Source organism: Pseudomonas fluorescens (genome assembly GCF_902497875.1).
Lineage (GTDB): Bacteria > Pseudomonadota > Gammaproteobacteria > Pseudomonadales > Pseudomonadaceae > Aquipseudomonas > Aquipseudomonas fluorescens_BR.
Genome location: NZ_CABVHY010000008.1, coordinates 47,355 through 73,602, shown reverse-complemented (window position 1 = coordinate 73,602; position 26,248 = coordinate 47,355). Strand labels below are relative to the sequence as shown.

The 26,248-nt window shown below is 59.2% G+C and carries 21 protein-coding genes and 1 pseudogene; 12 read left to right on the top strand and 10 right to left on the bottom strand.

The genetic code is table 11. The annotated features are described in order from the left end of the window. Window positions 1-19: 19 nt before the first annotated feature. The 3 genes from F8N85_RS09825 to F8N85_RS09815 all read right to left on the bottom strand — a co-directional run bounded on the left by F8N85_RS09825 (window position 20) and on the right by F8N85_RS09815 (window position 2,808). Window positions 20-925 (bottom strand): AraC family transcriptional regulator, encoded by a 906-nt coding sequence (locus tag F8N85_RS09825; protein ID WP_150803425.1) that lies wholly within the window; start codon window positions 923-925, stop codon window positions 20-22. 72 nt (window positions 926-997) lie between these two features. Next, window positions 998-2,287, bottom strand: coding sequence for a glycosyltransferase (locus F8N85_RS09820; RefSeq protein WP_150803424.1), 1,290 nt, complete (start codon window positions 2,285-2,287; stop codon window positions 998-1,000). Between the two features lie 161 nt (window positions 2,288-2,448). After that, on the bottom strand, window positions 2,449-2,808 hold the full coding sequence (locus tag F8N85_RS09815; protein ID WP_150803423.1) for a response regulator: 360 nt from the start codon (window positions 2,806-2,808) through the stop codon (window positions 2,449-2,451). 264 nt (window positions 2,809-3,072) lie between these two features. Here F8N85_RS09815 and F8N85_RS09810 point away from each other — a divergent pair, with 264 nt between their 5' ends. From F8N85_RS09810 to F8N85_RS09790, 5 genes are all read left to right on the top strand, one after another. Further along, complete coding sequence (locus F8N85_RS09810; RefSeq protein ID WP_150803422.1) at window positions 3,073-6,564, top strand: response regulator; 3,492 nt, start codon at window positions 3,073-3,075, stop codon at window positions 6,562-6,564. Then, window positions 6,564-7,379, top strand: a complete 816-nt coding sequence (locus tag F8N85_RS09805) for a CheR family methyltransferase (protein ID WP_150803421.1) — start codon at window positions 6,564-6,566, stop codon at window positions 7,377-7,379. Before F8N85_RS09810 ends, F8N85_RS09805 begins: the two co-directional genes overlap by 1 nt. Beyond that, a complete protein-coding gene (locus F8N85_RS09800; protein ID WP_150803420.1) occupies window positions 7,376-7,981 on the top strand; it encodes a chemotaxis protein CheB in 606 nt (201 codons plus the stop codon). Before F8N85_RS09805 ends, F8N85_RS09800 begins: the two co-directional genes overlap by 4 nt. Beyond that, window positions 7,975-9,156: a hybrid sensor histidine kinase/response regulator gene (locus tag F8N85_RS09795; RefSeq protein ID WP_150803419.1), complete on the top strand. Its 1,182-nt coding sequence runs from the start codon at window positions 7,975-7,977 to the stop codon at window positions 9,154-9,156. Before F8N85_RS09800 ends, F8N85_RS09795 begins: the two co-directional genes overlap by 7 nt. A gap of 78 nt (window positions 9,157-9,234) precedes the next feature. Then, window positions 9,235-9,612 (top strand): response regulator, encoded by a 378-nt coding sequence (locus F8N85_RS09790; protein WP_150803418.1) that lies wholly within the window; start codon window positions 9,235-9,237, stop codon window positions 9,610-9,612. A 63-nt stretch (window positions 9,613-9,675) separates the two neighbouring features. Here F8N85_RS09790 and F8N85_RS09785 read toward each other — a convergent pair whose 3' ends face one another. The 4 genes from F8N85_RS09785 to F8N85_RS35425 all read right to left on the bottom strand — a co-directional run bounded on the left by F8N85_RS09785 (window position 9,676) and on the right by F8N85_RS35425 (window position 14,377). Further along, complete coding sequence (locus F8N85_RS09785; protein ID WP_150803417.1) at window positions 9,676-11,346, bottom strand: response regulator; 1,671 nt, start codon at window positions 11,344-11,346, stop codon at window positions 9,676-9,678. After that, window positions 11,343-12,845 (bottom strand): ATPase domain-containing protein, encoded by a 1,503-nt coding sequence (locus F8N85_RS09780; protein WP_150803416.1) that lies wholly within the window; start codon window positions 12,843-12,845, stop codon window positions 11,343-11,345. The genes F8N85_RS09785 and F8N85_RS09780 overlap by 4 nt, the downstream gene beginning before the upstream one ends. A 281-nt stretch (window positions 12,846-13,126) precedes the next feature. Next, window positions 13,127-14,182 (bottom strand): tetratricopeptide repeat protein, encoded by a 1,056-nt coding sequence (locus tag F8N85_RS09775; protein WP_150803415.1) that lies wholly within the window; start codon window positions 14,180-14,182, stop codon window positions 13,127-13,129. A gap of 63 nt (window positions 14,183-14,245) precedes the next feature. Beyond that, on the bottom strand, window positions 14,246-14,377 hold the full coding sequence (locus F8N85_RS35425) for a hypothetical protein (RefSeq protein ID WP_263596372.1): 132 nt from the start codon (window positions 14,375-14,377) through the stop codon (window positions 14,246-14,248). Here F8N85_RS35425 and F8N85_RS34910 point away from each other — a divergent pair. Then, window positions 14,349-14,552 (top strand): annotated as a pseudogene (locus F8N85_RS34910) (hypothetical protein); the annotation flags it as partial. The gene F8N85_RS35425 and the pseudogene F8N85_RS34910 sit on opposite strands and share 29 nt — an antisense overlap. A 247-nt stretch (window positions 14,553-14,799) precedes the next feature. Here the strand turns inward: F8N85_RS34910 and F8N85_RS09765 are convergent. Further along, on the bottom strand, window positions 14,800-15,378 hold the full coding sequence (locus F8N85_RS09765) for a TetR/AcrR family transcriptional regulator (RefSeq protein ID WP_224795667.1): 579 nt from the start codon (window positions 15,376-15,378) through the stop codon (window positions 14,800-14,802). Between the two features lie 259 nt (window positions 15,379-15,637). Here F8N85_RS09765 and F8N85_RS09760 point away from each other — a divergent pair, with 259 nt between their 5' ends. The 6 genes from F8N85_RS09760 (at window position 15,638) to F8N85_RS09735 (ending at window position 21,230) form a co-directional block, all read left to right on the top strand. Further along, window positions 15,638-16,504, top strand: a complete 867-nt coding sequence (locus tag F8N85_RS09760; RefSeq protein WP_150803413.1) for a fumarylacetoacetate hydrolase family protein — start codon at window positions 15,638-15,640, stop codon at window positions 16,502-16,504. A gap of 271 nt (window positions 16,505-16,775) precedes the next feature. Next, window positions 16,776-17,771 carry a 2,4,5-trihydroxytoluene oxygenase gene (locus F8N85_RS09755; protein ID WP_150803412.1) on the top strand — a complete coding sequence of 332 codons (996 nt, stop codon included), beginning with the start codon at window positions 16,776-16,778 and terminating at the stop codon, window positions 17,769-17,771. Window positions 17,772-17,794: 23 nt separating this feature from the next. Continuing rightward, window positions 17,795-18,418 (top strand): malonic semialdehyde reductase, encoded by a 624-nt coding sequence (locus F8N85_RS09750; RefSeq protein WP_150803411.1) that lies wholly within the window; start codon window positions 17,795-17,797, stop codon window positions 18,416-18,418. A 108-nt stretch (window positions 18,419-18,526) separates the two neighbouring features. Beyond that, a complete protein-coding gene (locus tag F8N85_RS09745) occupies window positions 18,527-19,768 on the top strand; it encodes an MFS transporter (RefSeq protein WP_150803410.1) in 1,242 nt (413 codons plus the stop codon). 38 nt (window positions 19,769-19,806) lie between these two features. Then, the gene (locus tag F8N85_RS09740; protein WP_150803409.1) at window positions 19,807-20,190 is read left to right on the top strand and encodes a nuclear transport factor 2 family protein; all 384 of its coding nucleotides are present in this window, start codon (window positions 19,807-19,809) and stop codon (window positions 20,188-20,190) included. Between the two features lie 182 nt (window positions 20,191-20,372). Then, window positions 20,373-21,230, top strand: coding sequence for a hypothetical protein (locus tag F8N85_RS09735; RefSeq protein WP_150803408.1), 858 nt, complete (start codon window positions 20,373-20,375; stop codon window positions 21,228-21,230). A gap of 402 nt (window positions 21,231-21,632) precedes the next feature. Here the strand turns inward: F8N85_RS09735 and F8N85_RS09730 are convergent, their stop codons facing one another. Then, a complete protein-coding gene (locus F8N85_RS09730; RefSeq protein WP_150803407.1) occupies window positions 21,633-23,057 on the bottom strand; it encodes an efflux transporter outer membrane subunit in 1,425 nt (474 codons plus the stop codon). Then, on the bottom strand, window positions 23,054-26,233 hold the full coding sequence (locus F8N85_RS09725) for an efflux RND transporter permease subunit (RefSeq protein WP_150803406.1): 3,180 nt from the start codon (window positions 26,231-26,233) through the stop codon (window positions 23,054-23,056). Before F8N85_RS09725 ends, F8N85_RS09730 begins: the two co-directional genes overlap by 4 nt. Window positions 26,234-26,248 lie beyond the last annotated feature (15 nt).

Here is a 26,248-nt window from a genome sequence, read left to right as displayed (position 1 = left end):
GCGATCTTTTGATCTTGCGCTAACCCCGATTCTGCTCAGTCAACCGCTGCACCGCCAGGCGCCGATAATGCGAAGGCGTCATGCCTTTGAGTTGCTGGAAGCGCCGGTTGAAGTTGGAAATATTGTTGAACCCGGACTCGAAGCACACGTCGGTGACTGTTTTGTCACCGTCCGCCAACAACTCGCAGGATTTGCTGATGCGCAAGCGATTGATGAATTCGATGAAGCAGCGACCGGTGGCGTGCTTGAACACTCGGGAAAAATACGTGGGCTTCATGCCCAGGTGGTCGGCGACTTCTTCCAGCGGCAGTTCGCGAGTGTAATGAGCAAAGATGTAATCCACGGCGCGGTTGGTCCGGTCGACGTTGTGTTCATCGGCCAGTTGCGCGGTGGTCGTGCCTGAGAGCAACTGGTAATCGTCGGTCGCCGCCAGCAGTTCCAGCAGAATGAAAAAATGCCCGAGGCGGGTTACCCCTGTGGAATCGGCAATCCGCTGCATCAGGGTCATTGCCCGGCGAATCGTGTGTTTGCAGCGAAATTCGATTCCGTACTGCGCGCGCTCGAGCAACGGCGTAAGGGCCTTCAACTCGGTAAAGACCTGATACCCGCTTTCGAACAGCTCGTCGGTGAAGTTCACCAGCATGTCGCGCTTGGGCACCACTTCGTCCTCGGCAATCTGGCTGATCCAGTTGTGCGGCAGGTTGGGGCCGGTGAGGAAGAGTGTCTCGGGGTAGAAGTTGCCGATGTAGTCGCCGATGAACACCTTGCCGGAGCTGGCGACGATCAGGTGCAGCTCGTATTCCTTGTGGAAATGCCAGCGTACCAGCGGGCAGGGAAAGCCGTGCTGACGGTAGATGATGGACAAGCCGTTATGGTCGTCCATCAGTTCGTAGGACGGGTCAGTGATTCTCGCTGCTCGGGTCATGCTGGGGCCGTTTTATTGTTATCGCTGAAACGATAATGCCCCCTTGCAGCGAACCTCGCCAGCCCGGGACTTTCAACTGCGGTTTTTCGCCTCGATCCACTGCGCCATGTATTGGGTGCTTTTGTGGTGATGGTGACGCAGCATGCTGCCGGTGAAGTTGTCCCTGCGCAGCGACTGAAGATTCTCCCGGCACAGTTCAAGCTGATTGATCAATGCCGGGCCATGTACCTGTTGTTGGTAGCGGGCGGCCAACAACAGGCGGCCCTGGTCCTGGGCCGCGGACCATGCAGCCTGGTCCTGGTACAAATGGACTGCCGCCTCGGCCAGGGTCGTCGCGCTCTGGGCAATCGCGCCCGGCCAGGGCATGTCACCGTGCATGCCTTCAGCGCCAATCGGCGTGGTGACATTGGGTGTGCCGCAGAGCATGGCATCGACAATCTTGCCTTTGATCCCGGCCCCGAAACGCAGCGGAGCGAGACAGATCCGCGCGCCGGACATGACCTGCAAGGCATCCTCGGCCCAGTTCATGATGTGAAAGCCCTGGGCCGGATTGTGCAGCGCAGTGGCCTTGGGCGGGGTGTAGGCGCCATAGATAAGCAACTGCGCGCCAGGCAGTTGCTGGCGAATCAGCGGCCAGAGGGTGGTTTTCATCCAGAGCACCGCATCCCAGTTCGGCGCGTGGCGGAAGTTACCGATGCTGAGGAAATGCGCACGGTCTGCAAAGGGTGAAAATCCGGCCGGTGGGTTGTCGAGCATCAGCGGACACCAATGCAGCAATGAGCGTGGCACCTTGAACTGCTCGACCAGCAGCTCGATTTCCACCTCGGAGACCATCAGGCACAGATCGCAGCGGTAGAGTGCGGCGATCTCCCGCTGGGCCAGGTCGGTGTCGGCCATGTGCTCGAATTCCTCGCGCAGGGCCGGGGCAAACAAGCTACTGAAATCATCCTGGTCATCGCTCGCCTTCAGGCGATCCTTGAGTCGCTGGTGCCGGGCATGCCGCAGGCTTTGCAGGTCCGAGGTCTCCAATACGCGCAGGGCGTGCGGGCAGTGTTTCTCCACGCGCCAGCCGAATTGTTCTTCCATCATGAACTGATCGAACAGCACGATATCCGGTGCCAGTTCGGCAACAAAGGAATCGAAACTGCTGTTATTCAATTCGATCGGGCATTCACCGATGCCCAGCGCGAGCAGGTCAGCCTTGTGTTCACCGATGCCCGCGGGACTGCTGAAGGTGACGTCCCAGCCCTGTTGCAAAAAAGTCTCGAGAATCTGCATCACATGACCACTGGCAGCGGATGACCGTGGCTCGGGCCAGACGTAACCAATGACCAGGACTTTGGTTGCGGCGGGCTGACTCATGGGGCAATTCCTTGATGCGGGCTGGGAGGTGGAGGGTTTCGCGAGGGCGCAATTAAATCACAGGTGGACGCAGAGGCTCGCAGCGGGCAATGACCGCCCATGGCTCATGCGTCCAGTGAGGAAGGCTCGGTGGTTATCGTCAGTGGATGTTCGGCCAATGGCTAGGCCAGCATGTCGCGCACCTTGTCGCGCAGTTGATCGATAGAGAAGGGCTTGCCGATGACCGCCATATCGGCAGGGACTTCGATGCTTTCGGCATAGCCGCTGGCAAACAGTATCGGTAACGCAGGCCGCAGCTGGCGAGCGCGAGTGGCCAGCGCTTTGCCGTCCATGCCAGGCAGTCCGACGTCGGTCATCAACAGGTCGATGTGCAGTCCGCTGTCCTCGAGAAGGTTCAGGGCGGCTTCGCTGCCATCGGCTTCAAGCACCTTGAACTCCAGTTCTTCAAGCACGTCAACGATCAGCATGCGCACGATATTGTCGTCTTCGACTACAAGGATGGTGGAGGCGTTGACGGACATGAGGGAGCTCTCGAAAAATGAAATCGCGGAGGCCGGGCGGTGAAACAGCCGGCCTTTTTGTATGAGTAAGTGGCGGATCCCGACAAGTTCCCGGAACTGTACAAAAAAGCATAGCTGTACAATGGCCCGCCAGAATAACCGGTCTTTCCTGACCCTGGGCAGATACCACGTAGGAAATTGCACGCTAAGCTGTCAGAAAAATAGCTGTCGCATCCGACTTTGGGGCAAACTCCGTGGTTGTTAATCCTTTATCAAGGCCTTCAAATGACCCCTCCGTCTTCGGTTGACGAGCTGAGTTTTCGCAAGCTCCTGAGCCGCAACGTCAGTCTGCCGTTGGGTGTCGGCGTACTCAGCGCGGTTTTTTTTGTCTCGTTGATCACGTATTTGCTGTCGGTGATCCAGTGGGTCGAGCACACCGACCGGGTGATCAATAACGCCAATGAAGCGGCGAAGCTGACCGTCGATCTGGAAACCGGAATGCGCGGTTTTCTGATCACCGGCGACGAGCACTTCCTTGACCCTTATGAAGTGGCCAAGCCGCGGATCATCAGCGAACTGCGCAGCCTGCAGCAACTGGTTGCGGATAACCCACAACAGGTCGAACGGCTCCAGCGTCTGGAGGCCTTGCAGAATGAATGGAACGCCTATGCGCAGATGATGATTGACCTGCGTCGACAAAACGGAGATTTCCGCGGAATCGTGCAAGCGGGCAGGGGTAAGCGTCTGACGGACGAGACGCGCAAGGAATATGACGAGTTCGTTGCTCTGGAGCGGCAAATGCGGGTCAACCGCAATGAGGAAGTCAGCCGCACCACGGTGGTGACTATCAGCCTCTACTTGCTGTTCGTGCTCGGCCTCAGCGGGGTGCTGGCCTATATAGGTCGCAGAGACTTGGTAAATCTTTCAATTAGTTACAGAGATAACCTCGAGTCGCAACGCAAGAGTGCGGAGCGCCTCGTACAGCAAGCCTGGCTACGCAATGGTCAGACCGAACTGGCCGAACAGGTACTTGGCCAACTCACGCTGAACGTGCTCGGGCGTAATATCCTGCAGTTTTGCGCGCAATACATAGGCAGCGTTGTCGCCGCCATGTATGTCCGCGACGAACAGGGCGGTCTCAAACGCATTGCCTCCTACGGTTTCTCCCATGAACAGGAAGAGCGTGCCAGGACGATTTTCAGCGGCGAAGGCATTGTCGGCCAGGCGGTCCAGCAAAACCGCATTCTGCGCCTGGACGACGTCCCAGGCGACTACTTCAAAGTCAGCTCCGCGCTGGGTGACGGGGCGCCGCGCTGTGTGCTGGTGGTGCCGACCAATAATGATGAGCAGGTCAATGGTGTCATTGAACTGGGTTTCCTGCGCGCGTTGACCGATCGCGATATCGAATTGCTCGAGTTGATTGCCGACAATATCGGCACCTCGATCGAAGCCGCCCGCTATCGCCAGCGCCTGCAGGAAGTGCTGGCCCAGACTCAGCAACTCAATGAAGAACTGCAAGTGCAGCAGGAAGAGCTCAAGACCGCCAACGAAGAGCTTGAAGAGCAGTCGCGGATTCTCAAGGAGTCCCAGGCCCATCTGGAGACCCAACAGGTCGAGCTGGAGCAGACCAACGAACAGTTGGCCGAGCAGGCCCTGGCGCTGGCTGAACAGCGCGACGCCGTGGGTCGCAAGAATGGTGAGTTGAGTGAAGCCCAGTTACTGCTGGAGGAGCGCGCGCTGGAACTGCAACGCTCAAGCAAATACAAATCCGAATTTCTCGCCAACATGTCCCATGAGCTGCGCACGCCGCTGAACAGTTCGTTGATCCTGGCCAAGTTGCTCGCGGAAAACCCTCAGCAAAACCTCAGTGCCGAGCAGGTCAAGTTCGCCGAATCGATCTACTCGGCCGGCAACGATTTGCTCAACCTGATCAACGACATTCTCGATATCTCCAAGGTCGAAGCCGGCAAGCTGGAAGTGCGCCCGGAAAACACTAATGTGGCGCGTCTGGTGGAAGGTTTGCGGGGGATGTTCCAGCCCTTGGCCGCGGACAAGCATCTGGAGCTCGCGGTCGAATTGCAGAGCGGCGCTCCACCGATGATTTTCACCGACCGCCAACGACTGGAGCAGATCCTCAAGAACCTGCTGTCCAACGCGCTGAAATTCACCGAAAAAGGCAACATCAGCCTGACGGTCTCTCGCCAGCCGGGCGAGGGCATTGCCTTCAGCGTGCGCGACTCGGGAATCGGTATCCCCTCGGAGCAGCAACAAAGTATCTTCGAAGCCTTCCGCCAGGCCGACGGCACCATCAACCGTCGTTACGGTGGCACCGGGCTGGGCCTGTCGATTTCCCGCGATCTGGCGGCGCTGCTCGGTGGCTCAATCAGTGTCTACAGTGAGCCAGGGCAGGGCAGTATGTTTGCCCTGGTGCTGCCAGAGCAGTACCTCGAACCGGCCGAACAGCCAAGCGAGCCCCGGCAGGCCATAGCGTTCACTGCCGCTCCCGCCGCTAGCACGGCTGCCCCTTTGCCGGTGATCAGCGAAGTCCGGATTCCACGGTTTGCCGATGACCGCGACAAGGGTCCGTTTGCCACTCGCTGCATCCTGGTGGTGGAAGATGAACCGAACTTCGCCCGCATTCTGTTCGATCTGGCCCACGAGCTCGGTTATCACTGCCTGGTGGCCCACGGTGCCGACGAAGGCTACAGCCTCGCCACCCGGTTCATCCCGGACGCGATCCTGCTCGACATGCGCCTGCCGGACCACTCTGGCCTGACGGTGCTGCAACGTCTCAAGGAGCATGCCGAGACCCGGCATATCCCGGTGCATGTGATTTCTGTCGAGGACCGTGTCGAAGCCGCGATGCACATGGGGGCGATCGGTTACGCGGTCAAACCCACCACCCGCGAAGAGCTCAAGGACGTGTTCGCCCGCCTGGAGGCCAAGTTGACCCAGAAGGTCAAGCGGGTGCTGCTGGTCGAAGACGATGATGTGCAACGCGACAGCATTGCCCGGCTGATCGGCGATGACGACATCGAGATCACCGCGGTTGGCCTGGCCCAGGAAGCGCTGGACCTGCTGCGCGGCAACATCTACGACTGCATGATCATCGACCTGAAGCTACCGGACATGCTCGGCAATGACTTGCTCAAGCGCATGTCCACCGAAGACATCTGTTCGTTCCCGCCAGTGATCGTCTACACCGGGCGTAACCTGACCCGTGATGAAGAGGCCGAGCTGCGCAAGTATTCGCGCTCGATCATCATCAAAGGCGCTCGCTCGCCTGAGCGCCTGCTCGATGAAGTGACGCTGTTCCTGCACAAAGTCGAGTCCCGGTTGTCCCATGAACGGCAGACAATGCTCAGGACCGCCCGCAGCCGCGACCGGGTCTTCGAGGGGCGCAAGGTGCTGCTGGTGGACGACGATGTACGCAATATCTTTGCCCTCACCAGTGCCCTTGAGCAAAAAGGCGCAATCGTGGTGATCGGTCGTAACGGCCGCGAGGCGATCGAGAGACTCAATGAAGTCGACGACATCGACCTGGTGCTGATGGACGTGATGATGCCGGAGATGGATGGCTTCGAAGCCACCATCGAGATTCGCAAGGATCCGCGCTGGCGCAAGCTGCCGATCATCGCGGTGACGGCCAAGGCCATGAAGGACGATCAGGAGCGCTGCCTTTCGGCCGGCTCCAACGATTACCTGGCCAAGCCCATCGACCTGGATCGGTTGTTCTCGCTCATTCGAGTGTGGCTGCCAAAGATGGAACGAATCTAGTGGAGCAAAATACCGAGATCGAACTGCGGTTGCTGATCGAAGCGATCTACCTCAAGTACAGCTACGATTTTCGCGATTACTCCGGCGCTTCGATCAAGCGCCGGGTCAAGCATGCGCTGCACCAGTTCGAGTGCAAGACCATATCCGCGCTGCAGGAGCGGGTACTGCATGACCCGACGGCGTTCATGCAGTTACTGCAACTGCTGACCATCCCGGTCAGCGAGATGTTTCGCGACCCCTCGCATTTCCTGGCGATTCGTCAGGAAGTGGTGCCACTGCTCAAGACTTATCCCTCGATCAAGATCTGGATCGCCGGTTGCAGCACCGGCGAAGAGGTCTACTCCATGGCCATTCTGTTGCGCGAAGAGGGGCTGCTGGAACGGACCATCATCTATGCGACCGACATCAACCCGCACTCGCTGGAAAAGGCCAAGCAGGGCATCTTCTCGCTGGAGAATATTCGCGCCTACACCCATAACTATCAGCAAGCCGGTGGCCGCTGTTCGTTCGCCGACTACTACACAGCAGCGTATGACTATGCGATTTTCGACAAGACTTTGCGCGACAATGTGACCTTCGCCGATCACAGTCTGGCGACTGATAGCGTATTCTCAGAAACTCAATTAATTTCATGTCGTAACGTTTTGATTTACTTCAATAAAAAACTTCAGGATCGTGCCTTTGGCTTGTTTCACGAATCGCTCTGCCATCGGGGCTTCCTGGTACTGGGCAGCAAGGAAACCCTGGATTTTTCCAGCTTTGGCAAGCAGTTCGAGCCGTTGGTCAAACAAGAACGGATCTATCGCAAATTATGAACACTGGCCTCGCCAAGCAAACCGGACTGCCTCGGGTCGAGGCCATCGTTGTCGGCGCCTCGGCCGGCGGAGTCGAGGCCTTGCTGAGCATTTTCAGCGCCTTGGGCCAGGGTTTCAGCTTGCCGATCATTGTCGTTCTGCATTTGCCCGATGAGCATCGCAGCCAGTTGGCGGAAGTCTTTGCCCGGCGAGTGTCGATACCGGTCATCGAGGCCCGCGACAAGGCTGTCATCGAACCCGGAACCCTGTATTTCGCGGCACCCGGCTATCACCTGTCAGTGGAGCAGGACCGTAGCCTGTCCTTGAGCCTGGAAGACCGGGTTCATCATTCACGCCCGGCCATCGATTATCTGTTCGAGTCCGCCGCCGACGCTTATGGTCCGGGTCTGGCCGCCGTGCTGTTGACCGGCGCCAATCAGGACGGTGCACTTGGCCTGGCGCAGGTCAAGCGCCGTGGTGGCTTGACCATAGTCCAGGACCCGCACGAGGCCCATATGTCGACCATGCCCGATGCGGCCCTGGCGCTGCACCAACCGGATCACATTCTCCCTTTGCGCGGCATCAGCCGTTTGCTTGTCGAGCTGGAACGAATCGCATGCTAATTAATATCCCGGCCAAACTGCTGATCGTCGACGATTTGCCGGAGAACCTGCTGGCCCTTGAAGCGCTGATCAAGCGTGAAGACCGCATAGTGTACAAAGCCTTGTCCGCCGATGAAGCCCTGTCGTTACTGCTGCAACACGAATTCGCCCTGGCGATTCTCGACGTGCAGATGCCGGGCATGAACGGTTTCGAACTGGCCGAGTTGATGCGTGGCACCGAAAAAACCAAAAACATTCCGATTGTGTTCGTCAGCGCCGCCGGCCGGGACCTGAACTACGCGTTCAAGGGCTATGAAAGCGGGGCCGTGGACTTCTTGCACAAGCCGCTGGATATCCATGCGGTGAAAAGCAAGGTCAATGTGTTTGTCGAACTGTATCGGCAAAGCAAGGCCATGAAGCAGCAGGTCGAAGCTCTCGAGCAGAGCCGTCGCGAGCAGGAAGCCTTGCTCCAGCAATTGCAGGCCACGCAAAACGAACTCGAACAGGCGGTGCGCATGCGCGACGACTTTATGTCGATCGTCGCCCATGAAGTGCGTACGCCGCTGAACGGGCTGATTCTGGAAACCCAGTTGCGCAAAATGCACCTGGCCCGGGACAACGCTGCGGCCTTCACCCTGGACAAGATGCATGCAATGGTCGATCGCGACGAGCGCCAGATCAAAAGCCTGATCCGGCTGATCGAAGACATGCTCGATGTCTCGCGGATTCGCACCGGCAAGTTGTCGATTCGCCCCAGCCGTTTCGATCTGACGCAATTGGTGAGCAACCTGCTGCAAAACTTCGCGCCACAGGTCGATGCGGCCGAGTCCTCGGTGAGTTTCCTCGCGGAGCAACCGGTCGTTGGCAGCTGGGACGAATTTCGCATCGAACAGGTGGTGTCCAATCTGCTGACCAATGCCCTGCGCTACGGCGCCAAGGGTTGCATCGACGTACGGGTGTATACCGAAGACGGCCAGGCACGGGTCGACGTGCGTGACCATGGCATTGGTATCAGCGAAGAGAATCAGCAACGGATTTTTCAGCAGTTCGAGCGGGTGTCGGCGAAAACCGTAGTCGCCGGACTGGGCCTCGGACTGTTTATTTCCGAGCAAATTGTCGCTGCCCATGGTGGTTCCATCACTGTTGAGAGCAAGATTAACCAAGGCTCGCTATTTCGCGTTTGTCTGCCGTTGTAGAAAACCGCTGCACGGAACGCAACCTCTGCCTGACCCTATGGTCGTATCAGGCAGCTACTGACCGAACAAAGGCTTCCCATGAGTGAAGATGCACAAGACGTCGTTTTGATCGTTGAAGATGAACCGGTAATCCTGATGCTGCTTGCCGACTACCTTTCAGGCCTGGGCTATCGGGTATTGCAAGCCGAAAACGGCGAGCAGGCCTTCGAGATTCTGGCCAGCAAACCGCATCTGGACATGATGATCACCGACTACCGTCTGCCCGGTGGCATCACCGGGGTGATGATTGCCGAGCCCGCGGTCAAGCTGCGCCCGGACTTGAAAGTCATCTTCATCAGCGGTTATGCGGCGGAAATCCGCGAGTCTGGCAGCCCCATCACCCTGACGGCGCCGATTCTGGAAAAACCCTTCGACCTGAATAAGTTGCAAGAGAAAATACAGGAAATGCTGGCGTAAGGCTCGAACGGGTACTGCCTACGTTGCCGCTGCCGAAGCCTCATACGAGATAGGCGTTTCGACTCAGGTACTGATCATCTCCCGGACTTTCGCCGTCAACAGGTCTAAGGTAAAGGGTTTGGTGATCATCTGCATGCCTGGATCGAGGAAACCACCGCGCACTGCCGCGTGTTCGGCGTAGCCGGTGATAAACAGCACTTTGAGCCCCGGCCGGAACTGCCGGCCGATTTCCGCCAGTTGCCTGCCGTTCATCCCTGGTAAGCCGACATCGCTGATCAACAGGTCGATACGCTGGCCGGAGTCGAGTATCGGCATCGCGCTGCTGGCGTCACCCGCTTCGACAAAATCATACCCCAACTCGCGCAATACCTCGCTGACCAGTACCCGCACGGCCGGGTCATCCTCGACGATAAGTACTGTTTCACCCTTTCTGGCAGTGGGCGCCTGGGGTTGATCGGGCAATGGGGCTTGTTCCAGGTCGCCGCAAAAACGCGGCAGGTACAGGTTCACCGTGGTGCCCTTGCCGACCGCGCTGTGAATCGTCACATGACCGTGGGATTGTTTGCTGAAGCCATAGATCATCGACAGGCCCAGCCCGGTACCCTGGCCGATTGGCTTGGTAGTGAAAAACGGATCGAAGGCACGGTTGATGATGTGTTCCGGCATACCGCAGCCGGAATCCCTGACGCTCAACACCACATAGTCGCCCGGTTCAAGGTTGCTCTGAGCTTCTGTGAAGCTGGCGTCCAGGCGCTGGTTGAAGGTTTCCACCACCAGTTTGCCGCCGTCGGGCATCGCATCGCGGGCATTGAGCGCCAGGTTGAGCAGGGCACTTTCCAGTTGGTTGGGGTCGGCTTCGGCCACCCACAGTTGCTCACCCAATTGCATGTCCAGGTGGATGCTCTCGTTGAGACTGCGCTGCAGCAGTTCGGCCATGGCGATGACCAGCGAGTTCATCTGTACCGGCTTGGAGTCCAGCGATTGGCGACGGGAAAACGCCAGCAATCGATGGGTCAGGCCGGCGGCGCGGTTGGCCGAGGTCACGCCGAGATCGATCAGGCTGTCCAGATCCTCGGTACGACCACGGGCCAGGCGCCTGCGCAGGAGTTCCAGGCTGCCGATAATCCCGGTCAGCATGTTGTTGAAGTCGTGAGCGATGCCGCCAGTGAGTTGCCCGACCGCTTCCATCTTCTGCGACTGACGCAAGGCTTCCTCGTTGTGGCGTAACTGCGCGGTACGCTCCTCGACTTGCTGTTCGAGGGTCTCCAGGGTGTTCTGCAGGCGTTGCTCGCTATCACTGAGGTCGATCAACCGGTCCCTGGCTTCATATTGCCGACATCGACCGCGAAGGGCAGTCGTCACCAGGCTGATCAGCGTTACCGGGTGAAAAGGTCGCTCGAGAAAGGTGACGTTGCCTAATTGGGCCCCGAGGCTTGAGGATGGGTTCTGCTCCGGGCCACCATGATGAGTCAACAGCACGATAGGCAAGTCCGACCAGGCCGGCTGTTGTTCCAGGTAGTTGATCAAGGGCCCGAGATCCACGCCGAGCAGGGCTTCGGCGGCGATGATCAACAAACCGGCGCCTTGTTCCAGCTCGGCACATAAGCCACTCAAATCCCGGGCTGCGATGCCACTGAAACCGGCTTGGTCGAGCAGCGACAGCGCGAGCTGGCTGTCACGCCCCAGAGGCGCGAGAATAATTGCGCGCGCACAAGCGGGTTCGAGATCGGTCACTGACCCTCATCCTTGAGTAGTGGGTTACTCGCACCCAGGTAAGTGGGAACGCCGCGCAGGACTCCCTGGAACGCGTCCAGCGGCTCGCCGATGGTCAGGCCAAGGGCGCTGATGCGGTATTCGCGAATGGTCGACTCATGGCTGCCGGTGCGTTTCTTGATGATCGAGATCGCCCGGCGGACCTTGCCCAGCGCTTCGAAGTAGCGCAACAGAATCACCGTGTCGGCCAGGTAAGTGATATCGACTGGCGCCTTCATGTCGCCCACCAGACCATGTTGGGCGACGGTCATGAAGGTCGCGGCGCCCTGGCGATTGAGGTACAGCAACAGCTCGTGCATGTGCAGCACCAGGGCATTCTCTTCCGGCATCGCTGCCTGGTAGCCGTTGATGCTATCGATGATCACGGTCTTGATGTTGCCTTCATCGACGCAACGACGAACGCGCCAGGAGAGCTCGCCAGGCGACAATTGCGCGGCATCCACCTGTTCGATCATCAAATTGCCGCTGGCTTGCAGCGCTTGCAAATCGATACCCAGGTTTTTCATGCGTTCAACCAGCAGGCCGAGCTCTTCGTCGAAGATGAACATTGCGGCTTTCTCGCCACGAGCCACCGCCGCGGCAGCGAAAATCATGCTGATCAGCGATTTGCCGGTCCCGGCCGGGCCGAGGATCAAGGTGCTGGAACCGGTTTCGATACCGCCGCCCAGCAGCGCATCCATTTCCTCGATGCCGCTGCTGAGTTGGCGACGCACGTAGCGCCCGCGATGCTCTGCGGCCACCAGCCGTGGGAACACGTGCACGCCATCGCCCATGATGGTGAAGTCGTGGAACCCGCCGCGGTACTGTTGGCCACGATACTTCACCACCCGGACCCGCCGGCGTTCCGCACCATAGTTGGGGGTCAGCTCTTCCAGGCGGATGACCCCGTGGGCCACGCTGTGTACGGTTTTGTCGAGGGCTTCGGTGGTCAGGTCGTCCAGCAGCAGGACGGTGGCGTCGTAGCGCACGAAATAGTGCTTGATCGCCAGGATCTGTCGCCGATAACGCAATGAGCTTTGGGCCAGCAGGCGAATCTCGGACAAGCTGTCGAGCACCACGCGGGTTGGCTTTACCCGCTCGACGATGTCGAAAATCTGCCGGGTGGCTTCGCCCAGCTCAAGGTCCGAGGAGTACAGCAGGCTTTGTTGATGCTCGCCATTGAGCAGGTTTTCGGGGGGTGTCAGCTCGAAAATATGGATGTTTTCGTCCAGCTCCCAACCGTGGGACAGTGCTCCCTGACGCAGTTCGCGCTCGGTTTCCGACAGGGTGATATACAGCGAGCGTTCGCCGGCCCGGGCGCCGGCCAGCAAAAAATGCAGGCCTACGGTGGTCTTGCCAGTCCCGGGTTCGCCTTCGAGCAAAAACACATGGCCGCGTGACAGCCCGCCAGACAGGATGTCATCCAGTCCCTCGATACCGGTAGCGGCCTTGACGCTGATCAACTCGTTAGATGTAGACAAAAAATGCCCTCATGTGCCGGGGTAAGCGTGCCGCTGGCCGGGTAGCCCGAAATCGCTGCCTTCTCACTTGACCTTGGCGCACAGCGGCGGTTCAACCTTTTATTTGCCGGCTGAGAGACCCGTGGGTTACCGGGTGTACGCAAAACCCGTAGGAGCTGCCGCAGGCTGCGATCTTTTGATCTTTGCGTCCGTCTGGACACCTGATTGTCCGCTGAAGAGATCGCAGCCTGCGGCAGCTCCCGCAGGGTTTTTTGTACACCCATCACACCGCGGGATTGGGCCTACAACCCCTGCTGCAACGCTGGGTCATCCGGGTTTTGTTGCTCCAGTTGCGCCAGCAGTACTTGCACGTTCTGCAATTGCCCGGATTCTTTCCAGTAATTGATCAGCAGTACCCGCGCCTTGCGATTGGCCGGCTGGCGTTGAACGATTTCTTCGAGCTGGCGTTGTGCGGCCTCGAGTTCATCTTCGTCATGCAAGGTGGTGGCCAGGTCATAACGGTACTCGTTGTTGTCCGGCTCCAGTTCCACTGCCTTGGACAGGCCCAGCAGGGCGAACTCGGTTTGCCCGTGATGCAACAGCCAGAGGCCCAGGGCATGTTGCAGGTACGCCGACCCGGATTGGGCCTGCAGCTGTTTGGCGAGCAATTGCCGGGCCGCTTCACCCTGACCTTGCTTGTCCAGCACCTCGACCTGCAGCACCACGGCGCGAAGATTGTCCGGCTCCAGGCGCAGCACCTGTTCCAGCGCCAATTGCGCCTCCTTCAATTCGCCGTTGTGCAGGTGCAGGCGGGCCAGTTGGTACTGCGCCTCGACACTCTCGGGCCGGGTCTTGAGCACCGCCTCATACTCATCGAGCACCTGTTGCAAAGGGCCGAAATACAAGCCCAGGTCGTCTGGCGAAAGCCCCAGTAGCGCAGCGGCGGCGGCAAAGCGCACGCGCTGATCGCGGTCGTCGAGCAACGGCCCGAGCAACAGGCTTCGCGGCCCGCCGGGAACCAGCCCGACAATGCTTTGTATCGCCGCCTGACGGACTGCAACCGAGGGGCTGAGGAGGTCGGCGCCGGCCAGTTTCAAGGCTTGCGGGCTAGGGTAGTTGGGCAGTTCGGCATGCAGCGTGACTCGTCGGCTGTCCGAGAGGTCCGAACGAGCCAATTGCTGATAGAGCATCCGCGCCGCGCCCGGCTGGCCGTTACGGGCCTGCACCAGCGCTTTGTTGTAGCCATGCTTGAGCGCAGGGGAAACCTCGGGTGCAGTGCTACGCAGGGAAAACCAGGCGATACCGAAGGCAAACAGGATAAGCAGGCTGATGAGCAGGTAGCGGCGAGGCTTGGACATGCGGTAATCCGGGGCTGGCGAGCTTTTGCAAAAGCGTCAGCTTCGGTCAGCAGGGGCCGGGAGTCAAACCCGGACTAAGCTCAGCACGTAATCAAGCGGTTCCAGTGCCGCCGGCAGGTTCGTTTGCCCCAGCGCCGCCAGAACTTCGCGTTCGATGGTGCGCACCTCGCCGGGCAGGCGGTTATTGGCCAACATCAACCCCAGCCAGGTCAAACTGGCGCAACGGGTGCCGGTACGGATTCAGATCGACCCTGACTATGCCGGCAAGGGGCGGCTCAGAGCCGGTACCACGGCGACGGAGACGGTGCTGAAACCAACGCGCCCACCCCCTGATGAACGCCTCCACTCAGCCTGCCGAAGGGGCGGGTAGATCAAGATCAAAAGCCAAAGCAACGGCAAAAGCGAGGCGGCCTGACAGCCGGCCTGTTTTCTGGCGCACGCGATTTTCTGTGTAGGAGCTGCCGCAGGCTGCGATCTTTTGATCTTGCTTCGGGCACTCTCCAGAACCGCTAAAAGATCGCAGGCTACGCCGCCCGAGTACACCCGTGAACTCCTTGGTCTACGCCACCCTGCGTAGGAGCTGCCGCAGGCTGCGATCTTTTGATCTTGCCCTTGGTCTATTTGTCGCTGGGCGACAAGCCTTTGATGAAGATGGCTATGGCCTCTGAGATGTGATGCTGGCGTTCCACTTGCGAAGGAAACTCCCGTAACCCGAGCAGGCAGCGCAACTGCATATCGCCGGTCAGCGCATCGAGGAAAATCACCGCGCGGGTATGGGCATTTCCCGGCGCGACCAGTCCGGCGCCATCGGCCCAGGTGAGGTACTCGGCCAAACAGTTGTAAGCCGTTGCCGGTGCTGCCTCGAAGAACGACCGGGCGGCCTCGGGCGCGCGGGGCGCTTCGGCAACGATCAGGCGGTGCAGTGCGATGGTGCGCGGGGAGAGCACCACCTCCAGGAAGATCTGAGCGATGGTCGACAAGGCTTCGTGCAAGGGCTTGCGCTTGAGATCCATATGCATGAGCGGACTGACGTTCTCTGCGCAGAGCTGCGTAATAATTGCAGCGAACAGTCCTTCCTTGTCGCCGAAGTAGCTGTAGATCGTCCGCTTGGAACCGCCAATCTGCGCAACTATCCCGTCCACGCTGACGCCGGAGTAGCCCTGCGCGAGGAACATTTCGGTCGCGACCTTGAGCATGTGTTGACGCTTTGCGGCTTGCCGGGGGGTTTCCATGTGGCTGGGGTATTCCTGAAATGTACGGTACGGGATGGTTATAGCGTAACCGGCTCTGGATATGCCTTCCAGCGTGAAAGGGCTGCACAGTACCTCTAGACGAGACGATAAATACTTTTGAACACTCTTGACGACCTTTTGGTTTTGGTTCACATTTCGCTTAATGGTACGGTACGGTACCGTACCCTTATGAGAAATCACAAAAACAATAGAGGGACTCACCATGCGTTTCGTGCATTTTGTCGAAGGCTCCTACAAGGGGCTCGCTATCGAGCAAGCGGGTATCTTGCGCGGGCTGAACGAAAACGAAGCTGGCTACCCGGGCTCGCTTCAGTCTCTGCTGAACGCAGGTACCGACGCGCTGCACGCAGCTCATAGCCGATTGAGCGAGGCACGGCAGCTCGATCAGTCCAGGATCCAATACCTGCCGCCGCTCGAGCGCCCGGGGAAGATCGTCTGCGTAGGTTTGAACTATGCCGATCACACCAGGGAAAGCCCTTATGAGCAGCCGTCCTATCCGACCTTTTTTCCGCGTTTCGCCTCGACCCTGATTGGTCATGGTCAAGCCATCATCCGGCCTCGCGTCTCCGAGCAATTGGACTTCGAGGGTGAGCTGGCGGTGATCATCGGCACCGGTGGTCGCCACATCTCAAAAGAACGAGCCCTGGACCATGTCGCCGGTTACGCCATCTTCAATGAGGCCTCGATCCGCGATTACCAGTTCAAGTCGCCGCAGTGGACGATTGGCAAGAACTTCGACGCCACCGGGGCCTTTGGTCCGACCTTCGTCAGTGCCGATGAACTGCCTCCGGGCGCCAAAGGGCTGAACCTGGTTACTCGGCTCAACGGCACGATCGTCCAGCAGGGCAACACCGGCGACATGATCTTCAGCGTCGTCGACCTGATCAGCATTCTCAGCGAAGCGGTAACCCTGGAACCGGGCGATGTCATCGTTACCGGCACTCCCGCAGGCATTGGCTGGGCGCGCCGTCCGCCACTGTTCATGAAGCCGGGCGATCTTTGCACCGTGGAGATTGCAGGGCTCGGCACGCTGAGCAACCCGATCGCCGACGAAACTCCGCCGGCCTGAAACCGGGCACCAGTCTTTTATTGTCGAGATAGCGGGATAACCGAACCAATCGCCCTGGCGACTGGCTGCGGGCTCACCGATTTTCAGTAGTGGCCGTACCACCGAACCGATTTTCAGTTCGCGGGCTCGGCTGCCCCGAGATCGGCCAGCGCATCTCTCCATCGATTGAACGCCGTGACAGCGGAACTGCACAGGCCGGACCGAACGGTCCAGACCTTTGCTCAAGGCCCGCGCACAGAGGCACCACTCTGGGCGCGCAGGAGGAACTATCGTGCTGCAGATCAAAGACATCAACCACGTGGTCTATCGTCACCCCGATCTCGAGGTGATCGAACGCTTCCTGACCGATTTCGGTCTGGTCGTGGTCCACCGCACTCCACAACGGATTTATCTGCGTGGGGCCTGCTCGCGGCCTTACGTCTACATCGCCGAGCAGGCAGAACAGGCCAGCTTTGGCGCGATGGCCTTCGCCGTCGAGAGCTTCGAGGACCTGCAGGCAGCAACACATCTGCCCGGTGCTTCGCCTGTTCAAGTGCTGGATGCCCCTGGTGGCGGCCAGTACGTGGCGTTGCATGACCCCTCCGGGCGACGTGTCGAACTGGTGCATGGCATCGAGCCGGTCGAGCCGTTGACGCTGCGCGCCGCTTTGACCCTCAACTCGGCCGAACAGAAACAGCGCTTCGGCGATGTGCAACGGCCCGACAAAGGCGCTGCGCAGGTGCTGCGTCTCGGCCATGCGGCCATTGGCGTGCAGGACATGGCCGTACAAATAGACTGGTACCAACGGACACTCGGCATGCTGCCTTCCGATCTGGTGGTCGAGGGAAGTAACCAGGATTGCCCGACGGCAGCCTTCATGCGGCTCAATCGCGGCTGCGAGTGGACTGACCACCACACCATCGCCCTGTTCCAGGCAGAGAAGGACTTCGTCCATCACGTCTCCTTCGAGGTGCAAGACTTCGACGCGCAGTGTCTGGGCCACGCATGGATGACCAGGCAAGGCTGGTCGCCATTCTGGGGGGTCGGGCGCCATGTGCTGGGGAGCCAGATCTTCGATTACTGGAGCGACCCGTCCGGCAACCTTATCGAGCACTTCACCGACGGTGACCTGTTCAACCAGGACTCGCCATCGGGCTACACCCAGGCTTGCGACGACAGCCTCTATCAGTGGGGCCCGCCGATGTCGGTGGAGTATTTCCTCGGTGGTAAATGCGAAGCCGAACAGACTGCCCCCCGGTCTACCGTGTCCCGCCAGCGGCGCAGCTGATAAATCCCGACAGGAGATACGCCATGAACGAAGCAATGACCGAGCAGGGGCTCGACCTGCTGTTTCGCGAGGCCCGCAGCCAGAACGGCTGGCGCGACCAACCGGTGAGCGATGACACCCTCAGGAAACTATACGACCTGCTGCGCTGGGGGCCGACCAGCGCCAACAGCTGCCCGGCACGCATCGTGTTTGTGCGCAGCGCCGAGGCCAGGCAGCGGTTGCTGCCGGCATTGAGCGCTGGCAACGTGGAGAAGACGCTGAGTGCACCGGTGACCGCCATCATCGGCTACGACACAGGCTTCCACGAGCAGCTGCCCAAGCTGTTTCCACACAACCCAGGGGTGCGCGACTGGTTCGCCGGGCAGCCCGAGCTGATCGAGTCCACCGCACTGCGCAACAGTTCGATGCAGGGCGGCTACTTCATCCTCGCGGCGCGCGCCCTGGGGCTGGACTGCGGGCCGATGTCCGGGTTCAACCATGATTTGATCGACAGCGAGTTCTTCGCCACCGATGCCGGCCGAGCGGGTGCTTTTCCAGGCATGCAGATCAAGTCGAACTTCCTCTGCAACCTCGGTTATGGCGACCCCGCCAAGCTGTTCCCGCGCAGCCCGCGCCTGGGCTTCGAAGAGGTCTGCGCATTGTTGTAAATATCCACCCGGCTCTACCCGAGTAAATCCTCAGCCTGATTGATTGAGTGCAGTCACTCATTGCGCTCGATATCGGGTTGGCAAAACAACAAGAAAAAGGAGAACACTATGCGACATAAATCGATTTCCAAATGGCACGTGCTTGTCGGCGGTTTTCTGGCTTATCTGTTTGATGCCATGGAGATCATCCTGCTCACCATTGCACTACCGGTTATCCGCCAGGATCTGGGTTTGACGTTCAATGAAGCCGGCATGCTCGCCTCGGCAACATTGTTGGGCATTGGTTTCAGTAGCATTACCACCGGCTGGTATTCCGATAACTTCGGCCGACGCAAAGCCCTGCTCATATCGCTGATTGTCTTCGGGGTGCTGACCACTCTGGTTGCCACAACGCATAATTGGGCCTTGCTCCTGCTCCTTCGATTCCTCTCCGGATTGGGGCTGGGAGGTGTCTGGGGGATTGTCTCGGCTTATGTAACCGAAACCTGGCCTGCTCATCAGCGCGCACGGGCTACCGGTTTTGTGCTCAGTTCCTTTCCGGTCGGCGCCACCATCGCGGCATTGGCGGCGGCGAACTTCCTCCCCGACTGGAAGATGCTGTTTATGGTGGCTGGTATTTCCACCCTGATTCCGGTGGCTTATATCTTTTTCTTTGTTCCCGAATCCCGGGAATGGAAAGAACAAAGAGCGAAGAGCATTGCCAACCCTGAGTTACATGTGAATGTATCAGTCAGGGAGATCTTTTCTCCGGAACTTCGCCGGCTGACATTGCTGGGCACCGTGGCAGCCAGTTGCGCGGTCATCGGCTTCTGGGGCGCGAGTACCTGGTTACCGACTTACCTGGTGCAAGAGCGGGGATTGAACATCGGCATGATGGCCAACTTCATGGCGATCCTTAATATTGGCGCCTTTATCGGCATCAACGCCTTCGGCCTGATTGCGGACCACATTGGCAAAAGAAATGCGACGCTGCTCTCTCTGCTGGGCAGCGCGGTCATGCTCTCGATCTACGCGCTCACGGAGCAGAACGCCATCTTGTTCTGGCTGGGGCCGATCTATGCCTTCTTCTATGCCTTCGCCAGCCTGTTCGCCTCTTACTTCAGTGCCCTTTATCCCACCCGGGTGCGCACCATCGGCGCCGGCTTCTGTTTCAACTTCGGCCGTGGGTTGGCCGCCTTTGCCCCGTTGCTGTTGAGTGGCATCGCAACCAGCTACAGCCTGGCACTGGGGCTTCTGGTCTGCGCCGGCTTCTTTGCGCTGGCAACGTTCACCATGTTCTTTATGCCCCATGCCGAAATTCCCCGGGCAAGTATTCCGGGAAGCGTGCCGCTGGAAACCCCTCACTCATAATACGTGCCAATAACCTGGCCTGCCTGGAGATTCACTACATGTCGGATCAATTAGCAATACAACACATTCAAGCGCTGGAAGCCCGCCGTCGCCGGGCGATGATGGATCAGGATATGAAGTTCCTGGAAAGTATTTACAGCGATGATCTTTCCTACAGTCACTCGGATGGCAAGAGCGATAGCAAGAGCAGCTATCTGCAAGGAATGCGTGCCGGTATCTGGATTTACCGACACCTTGAAAGCCAGCAAGAGGTTTTTCGTATCGAAGGGGATTGCGCCGTCATCACCGGGTTGATCGACATGGATGTCATTATTCGCGATGAGCCGGTTTTATTGAACTCCCGCTATATCAGTGTCTGGAGAAAGAGTGACGCCGGATGGCAAATGATTGCCTGGCAGTCCACCCGCTATTCGACACTGTAAAAACAACGGCAATCTATCGACAGTCATAAATAAGTACAGCAAGTAAAGACAACATTGACAGCATGATTCCTGCCGTCCTGACGTGCCGGGCAAGGCGCACTCATGCCACGAACCGCCAATGGTTACAACGTTGAATAGCCTTATAAACCACCATTGAACTGCTGATTATCGGAATCGGACCTATGTACGTACAACAATTACAAAAATCGTATTGCAAGGCACTTCTGGCTGCGGGCGCTTTAAGCCTGGCTTCAACTAACGCGCACGCGACGGACTGGAGCGATACTTTCATCGGGTTTCGCTACGGTACGGACTTCACCGAGCCGAGTATTCGCGGCAAGGTTCAGAAGGAGATCTACCAGCTTGGCCATGTCAGCGGCAACACGTCTGGCTCGAACTTCTTCAATCTGGATGTCCTCAAGTCCGACGGCAACGACCCGAAGAAGGACAGCAATTCCGGCGCGACCGAGGCCTACATGGTCTATCGCCATCAGCTATTTCTGAGCAAGGTCTTCGACCGTTCACTGGCCTTCGGTCCGGTCAAGGAGGTCGCGCTAAGCAGCGGAGTCGAACTCAATTACAAGAACACCGAATTCGCCACCCGCAAACGCATGCTGGTAGTGGGCCCCACGCTCAAGTTCGACGTGCCCGGTTACCTCGATATCAGCCTGCTTTACGCCATGGAATGGAACCACTGCGGGCTGAACGCCTGCCAGACCGAGAACATCCAGTTCGATCCCTATTATGTGCTCCACATGGTCTGGGGCTTCCCGTTCCAGGTGGGCAGCGTACCGCTCAAGTTCCAGGGATTTGCCAGCTACAAGACAGAGAAGGGCAAGGATTACTTCAAGCAGGACACCGGCGAGGAAAGTCTGATTCGCGCCTCGCTGATGGTCGACGTCGGGCAAATGACCTTCGGTAGCAAGAACAAGCTGCTGATCGGGCCGGGCTACGAATACTGGAAGCACAAGTACGGTGCGATCAACAAACCCGGCGCCAACACCTATGCGCCGACTGTGCACCTGGAGTGGCACTTCTGAACTTGAAAGACATCTGCTGACCAGATTACACCCGCCACCTTGTTTCTCCTTTGGTTTGGTGGCGGTTTAGGGCGCCCTTGTGGCGCCTTTTTTTGGGCTCAAAGCAAGAGAGAGATGCACAGTACCTCGACATAAACCAGAGCAGTTCGGTGAGTGTAATATCGCCAACATCGCAGCTGCGAACTAGGGGGCCTCGCAGATCCTACGCCGCACGATTCAGCCTTGTGATAACAGGTGTGCGCAAAACTTGTAGGAGCTGCCGCAGGCTGCGATCTTTTGGGGGCATCCTCTCCCACAGGATTGAGTCTGGTTATCCGTGAACAACCAAAAAAAGCCCCGCGACCTAATGCGGTGCGGGGCAAAAAATTTGGTTGGTTGCGGCCAACCAAAGGAGCTCTTGAATCAGTGACTGCTGGCGACCGTCTCTGGCTGCCAGCCGCCGCCGAGGGCCTTGTAGATGGCGACGATGCCGCGGTACAGGTCGACTTCGGCCTGGGCCTGGGAGTCTTCGGCCGCCAGGCGTTCGCGTTGGGCGTCGAGCAGCACGAGGAAGTCCGCCGTCCCTTCGCGGTAGCGGATTTGCGCCAGGTCGGCGGCGGCGCGGCTCGATTCGCTTTGACGGATCAGCGAGATCAGGCGTTGCTGGCGTTTGCCGTAATCGCTGAAGGCGTTTTCCGACTCTTCCAGTGCCAACAGTACCTGTTGCTCATAGCTTGCCAGCGCGCCATCGGCATCGGCATCGGCAGCCCGCAAGCGAGCGCGGACGCTGCCCAGATCGAATGCCGCCCAAGTAATACTGGGCCCCAGCGCCCAGGCGTTGGCGGCCGAGGAACCGATCTGCGAACCGCGTCCGGCGGTGAAGCCGAGGAAGCCGCTCAAGCTGACCCGCGGGAACAGGTCGGCCTTGGCCACGCCGATGCGGGCAGTGGCTGCCGCCAGTTTGCGTTCGGCGCTGAGGATGTCCGGACGGCGTTGCAACAACTGGCCTGGGTCACCAATCGGCAGCGCCTTGGCAATCGCCGGCAGGGTCGCCGAGCTGAGGTCGACGGTCAGTTTGTCCGGGCGCTCGCCGAGCAGGGTGGCGATGCGGTTACGCTGGCGCACTTGCTCGGCCTGCAGTTGCGGCACGCTCGCTTCGACCGCCGCGAGGCGGGCGTCGGCGCGGACCACATCAAGCTGATCACCGACACCGGCATCGCGCAGGCTTTCAGTAATGGTGCGCGAGTCCTGTTGGTTTTTCAGGTTGGCCAGGGCGATCTTTTCCCGCAGTTGCGCGCCGCGCAGTTGCCCGTAAGCATCCACCAGTTCGGCAATCAGGGTGACTTGCAACTGATAGAGGTCGGCGGCGGCGACTTGCGTGTCGGCATCGCTGGCTTCCAGTTGGCGCTGGATGCGCCCGAACAGGTCCAACTCCCAGGCCATGTCCAGGCCCAGGTCATAACGTTCGGTGTGCACCCGTTGTTCGGTGATGCCGGGTTGCTGCGCCTTGCCCTGATCACTGCTGACGCGGCTGGTAATGGTCGGCATGGCGTCGTTGCTGACGTCATCGCGGATCGCCCGGGAGGCACGCAGACGAGCGAACGCCACGCGCAGTTCACGGTTGCCCTGCAAGGATTTGCTCACCAACTGATCGAGAGTCGGATCATCGAACTGCTGCCACCAGATGCCTTCGAAACGTGCACGGTCGAAGTTCTTCTGGCCGGCGGCGCCATCGGTGGCGGCCGTGATGTTGGCCGCCTCGGTGGCGGGAGTCTGGTAGTCCGGGCCGACGGCACAGGCACTCAAGGCCAGCACCAACAAGCTCGGCAGGAAGGCTTTCAGGCTCATTGTTGCGCCTCCAGTTTCAGGGCCTTGGCCGCTTTGCGGGCTTCGCCGCGTTCGACGAAACGACGGATCAACACATAGAACACGGGCGTCAGCAGCAGACCGAAGAAGGTCACCCCGAGCATCCCGGAGAACACCGCCACACCCATGGCATGGCGCATTTCCGCACCGGCACCGCTGGAGAAAACCAGCGGCACCACACCCATGATGAAGGCGAAGGAAGTCATCAGGATCGGCCGCAAACGCAGACGGCAGGCTTCCAGTACCGCGCTGAGCGGGTCGAGACCTTCCTCTTGCTTATCCTTGGCAAACTCGACGATCAGAATCGCGTTCTTGCAGGCAAGTCCCACCAGTACGATCAAGCCGATCTGGGTGAAAATGTTGTTGTCGCCCCCCGAGGCAATTACCCCGACGATGGCCGAGAGCAGGGTCATCGGTACGATCAGGATCACTGCCAGTGGCAGGCTCCAGCTTTCGTACTGTGCCGCCAATACCAGGAACGCCAGCAGTACGCAAAGCGGGAACACGAACAGCGCAGTGTTGCCCGACAGGATCTGCTGGTAAGTCAGGTCGGTCCATTCGTAGGTCATGCCGTTGGGCAGTTCTTCCTTGAGCAGTTTCTCGATGGCTTTCTCGGCCTGGCCGGAGCTGTAGCCGGGCGCCGCGGCACCGTTGATTTCAGCGGTGATAAAGCCGTTGTAGTGCATCACGCGATCCGGGCCCGAGGTATCGCTGACCTTGATGAAGGTCGCCAGCGGGATCATCTCGCCCTTGTTGTTGCGCACTTTCAACTGACCGATCTGGTCGGGTTCAAGGCGGAACTGTTGCTCGGCCTGAACGTTGACCTGATAGGTGCGACCAAAGCGGTTGAAGTCGTTGGCATACAGCGAACCCAGGTAGATCTGCAGGGTGTCGAAGATGTCGCTGACGGCCACGCCGTGGGTCTTGGCCTTTTCCCGGTCGATGGCGGCATCGACTTGCGGCACGTTAACCGTGTAGCTGGTGAACAACCCGGCCAGTTCCGGCACGCTGTGACTTTTGTTGATGATGTTCATGGTTTCTTTGTACAGCTCGTCGTAGCCCAGGTTGCCCCGGTCTTCGATTTGCAGGCGGAAACCACCGATGGTCCCCAGGCCCTGTACCGGCGGCGGTGGGAAGATCGCCATGTAGGCTTCCTGGATTCCGGCGAATTGGCCGTTCAACGCACCGGCAATGGCGCCCGCCGACTGGCTCGGGTCTTTGCGCTCGTCGAAAGGTTTCAGGGTGACGAATACGATCCCGGCATTGGTGCTGTTGGTGAAGCCGTTGATCGACAGGCCAGGGAAGGCCACCGCGCTTTCCACGCCAGGCTGTTTCAGTGCCAGGTCGGACATGCGTTTGATCACTTCTTCGGTACGGTCCAGGCTCGCCGCATCCGGCAGTTGAGCGAAGGCCACCAGGTATTGCTTGTCCTGGGCTGGCACGAAACCGGTCGGGGTGTTGGCAAAACCGAAGAACGTCAGGACCATCAGGCCGGCGTACACCAGAAGGGCGATGCCGCTGCTGCGGATAACCCGAGTCACTGTACCGACATAACCATGGCTGGCACGATCAAAGAAGCGGTTGAACGGACGGAACAACCAGCCACCGAAGATCTTGTCGAGAACCTTCGAGAAGCGGTCTTTCGGTGCGTCGTGGCTTTTGAGCAATACCGCAGCGAGGGCCGGCGACAGGGTCAGGGAGTTGAAGGCCGAGATCACCGTGGAAATCGCAATGGTCAGGGCGAACTGTTTGTAGAATTGACCGGTCAGGCCAGAGATAAATGCCGCCGGGATGAACACCGCACAAAGCACCAGTGCCGTGGCGACGATCGGCCCGGTCACTTCGCGCATGGCGCGCTTGGTGGCTTCGACTGGAGTCAGTCCGAGCCCGATGTTGCGCTCGACGTTCTCCACCACCACGATGGCGTCGTCCACCACAATGCCGATGGCCAGTACCAGCCCGAACAGTGACAGGGCGTTCAGCGAGAAACCAAACAGGTGCATCACGGCAAAGGTGCCGATCAGCGAAACGGGCACCGCCACTAACGGAATGATCGAGGCACGCCAGGTCTGCAGGAACAGGATCACCACCAGCACAACGAGGATCAGTGCTTCAAAGAGGGTGTGCACTACGGCTTCGATGGAGCCACGCACGAAGATCGTCGGGTCGTACACGATGCTGAAGTCCATGCCTTCAGGGAAGTTCTTCTTCAGCTCGGCCATTTTCCCCCGAACTTCGTTGGAGATCTCGATTGCGTTCGAACCCGGCCGCTGGAAGATCGGGATCGCCACCGCGGGCTGGTTGTTCAGCAATGAACGCAGCGCGTATTGACTGGAGCCCAGTTCAACTCGGGCGATATCTTTCAGACGAGTGATCTCGCCATCGTCGCCAGAGCGGATGATGATGTTCTCGAATTCTTCCTCGGAGACCAGCCGGCCCTGAGTGTTGACCGACAGCTGGAACGCCGTGGCATTCGGCGCAGGTGGAGCACCCAATGCACCGGCGGCAACCTGACGGTTCTGCTCGCGGATCGCGCTGACCACGTCGGTGGCAGTCAGGTTGCGCGAGGCGGTCTTGTTCGGATCGAGCCAGACCCGCAGCGAGTAGTCGCCCATGCCGAACAATTGCACATCACCGACACCGCCCAGGCGCGCCAGCTCATCCTTGATGTTGAGCAGGGCGTAGTTGGACAGGTAGAGCATGTCGTAGCGTTTGTCCGGCGAGGTCAAGTGCACGACCATGGTCAGGTCGGGCGAGGCCTTGTCCACCGTGATGCCGATCCGGGTCACTTCCTCGGGCAGCTTGGGCTCGGTTCGGGTCACGCGGTTCTGCACCTGGACCTGGGCGTTATCCAGATCGGTACCGAGGGCGAAGGTGATGGTCAGGGTGATCTTGCCGTCGGCGGTCGACTGCGAGGACATGTACAGCATGTTCTCGACGCCGGTGATGGCTTGCTCCAGGGGAGCGGCCACGGTTTCACCGATGACTTTAGGGTTGGCACCCGGGAAGTTGGCGCGCACCACCACGGTCGGCGGTACCACTTCCGGGTATTCGCTGATCGGCAACTGGAACAGTGAGATGGCGCCGGCGATCAGGATCAGCAGCGACAGCACCGCTGCGAAGATCGGTCGTGAAATGAAGAATTGGGAAAAATTCATCGGAGTTGTCGTCCC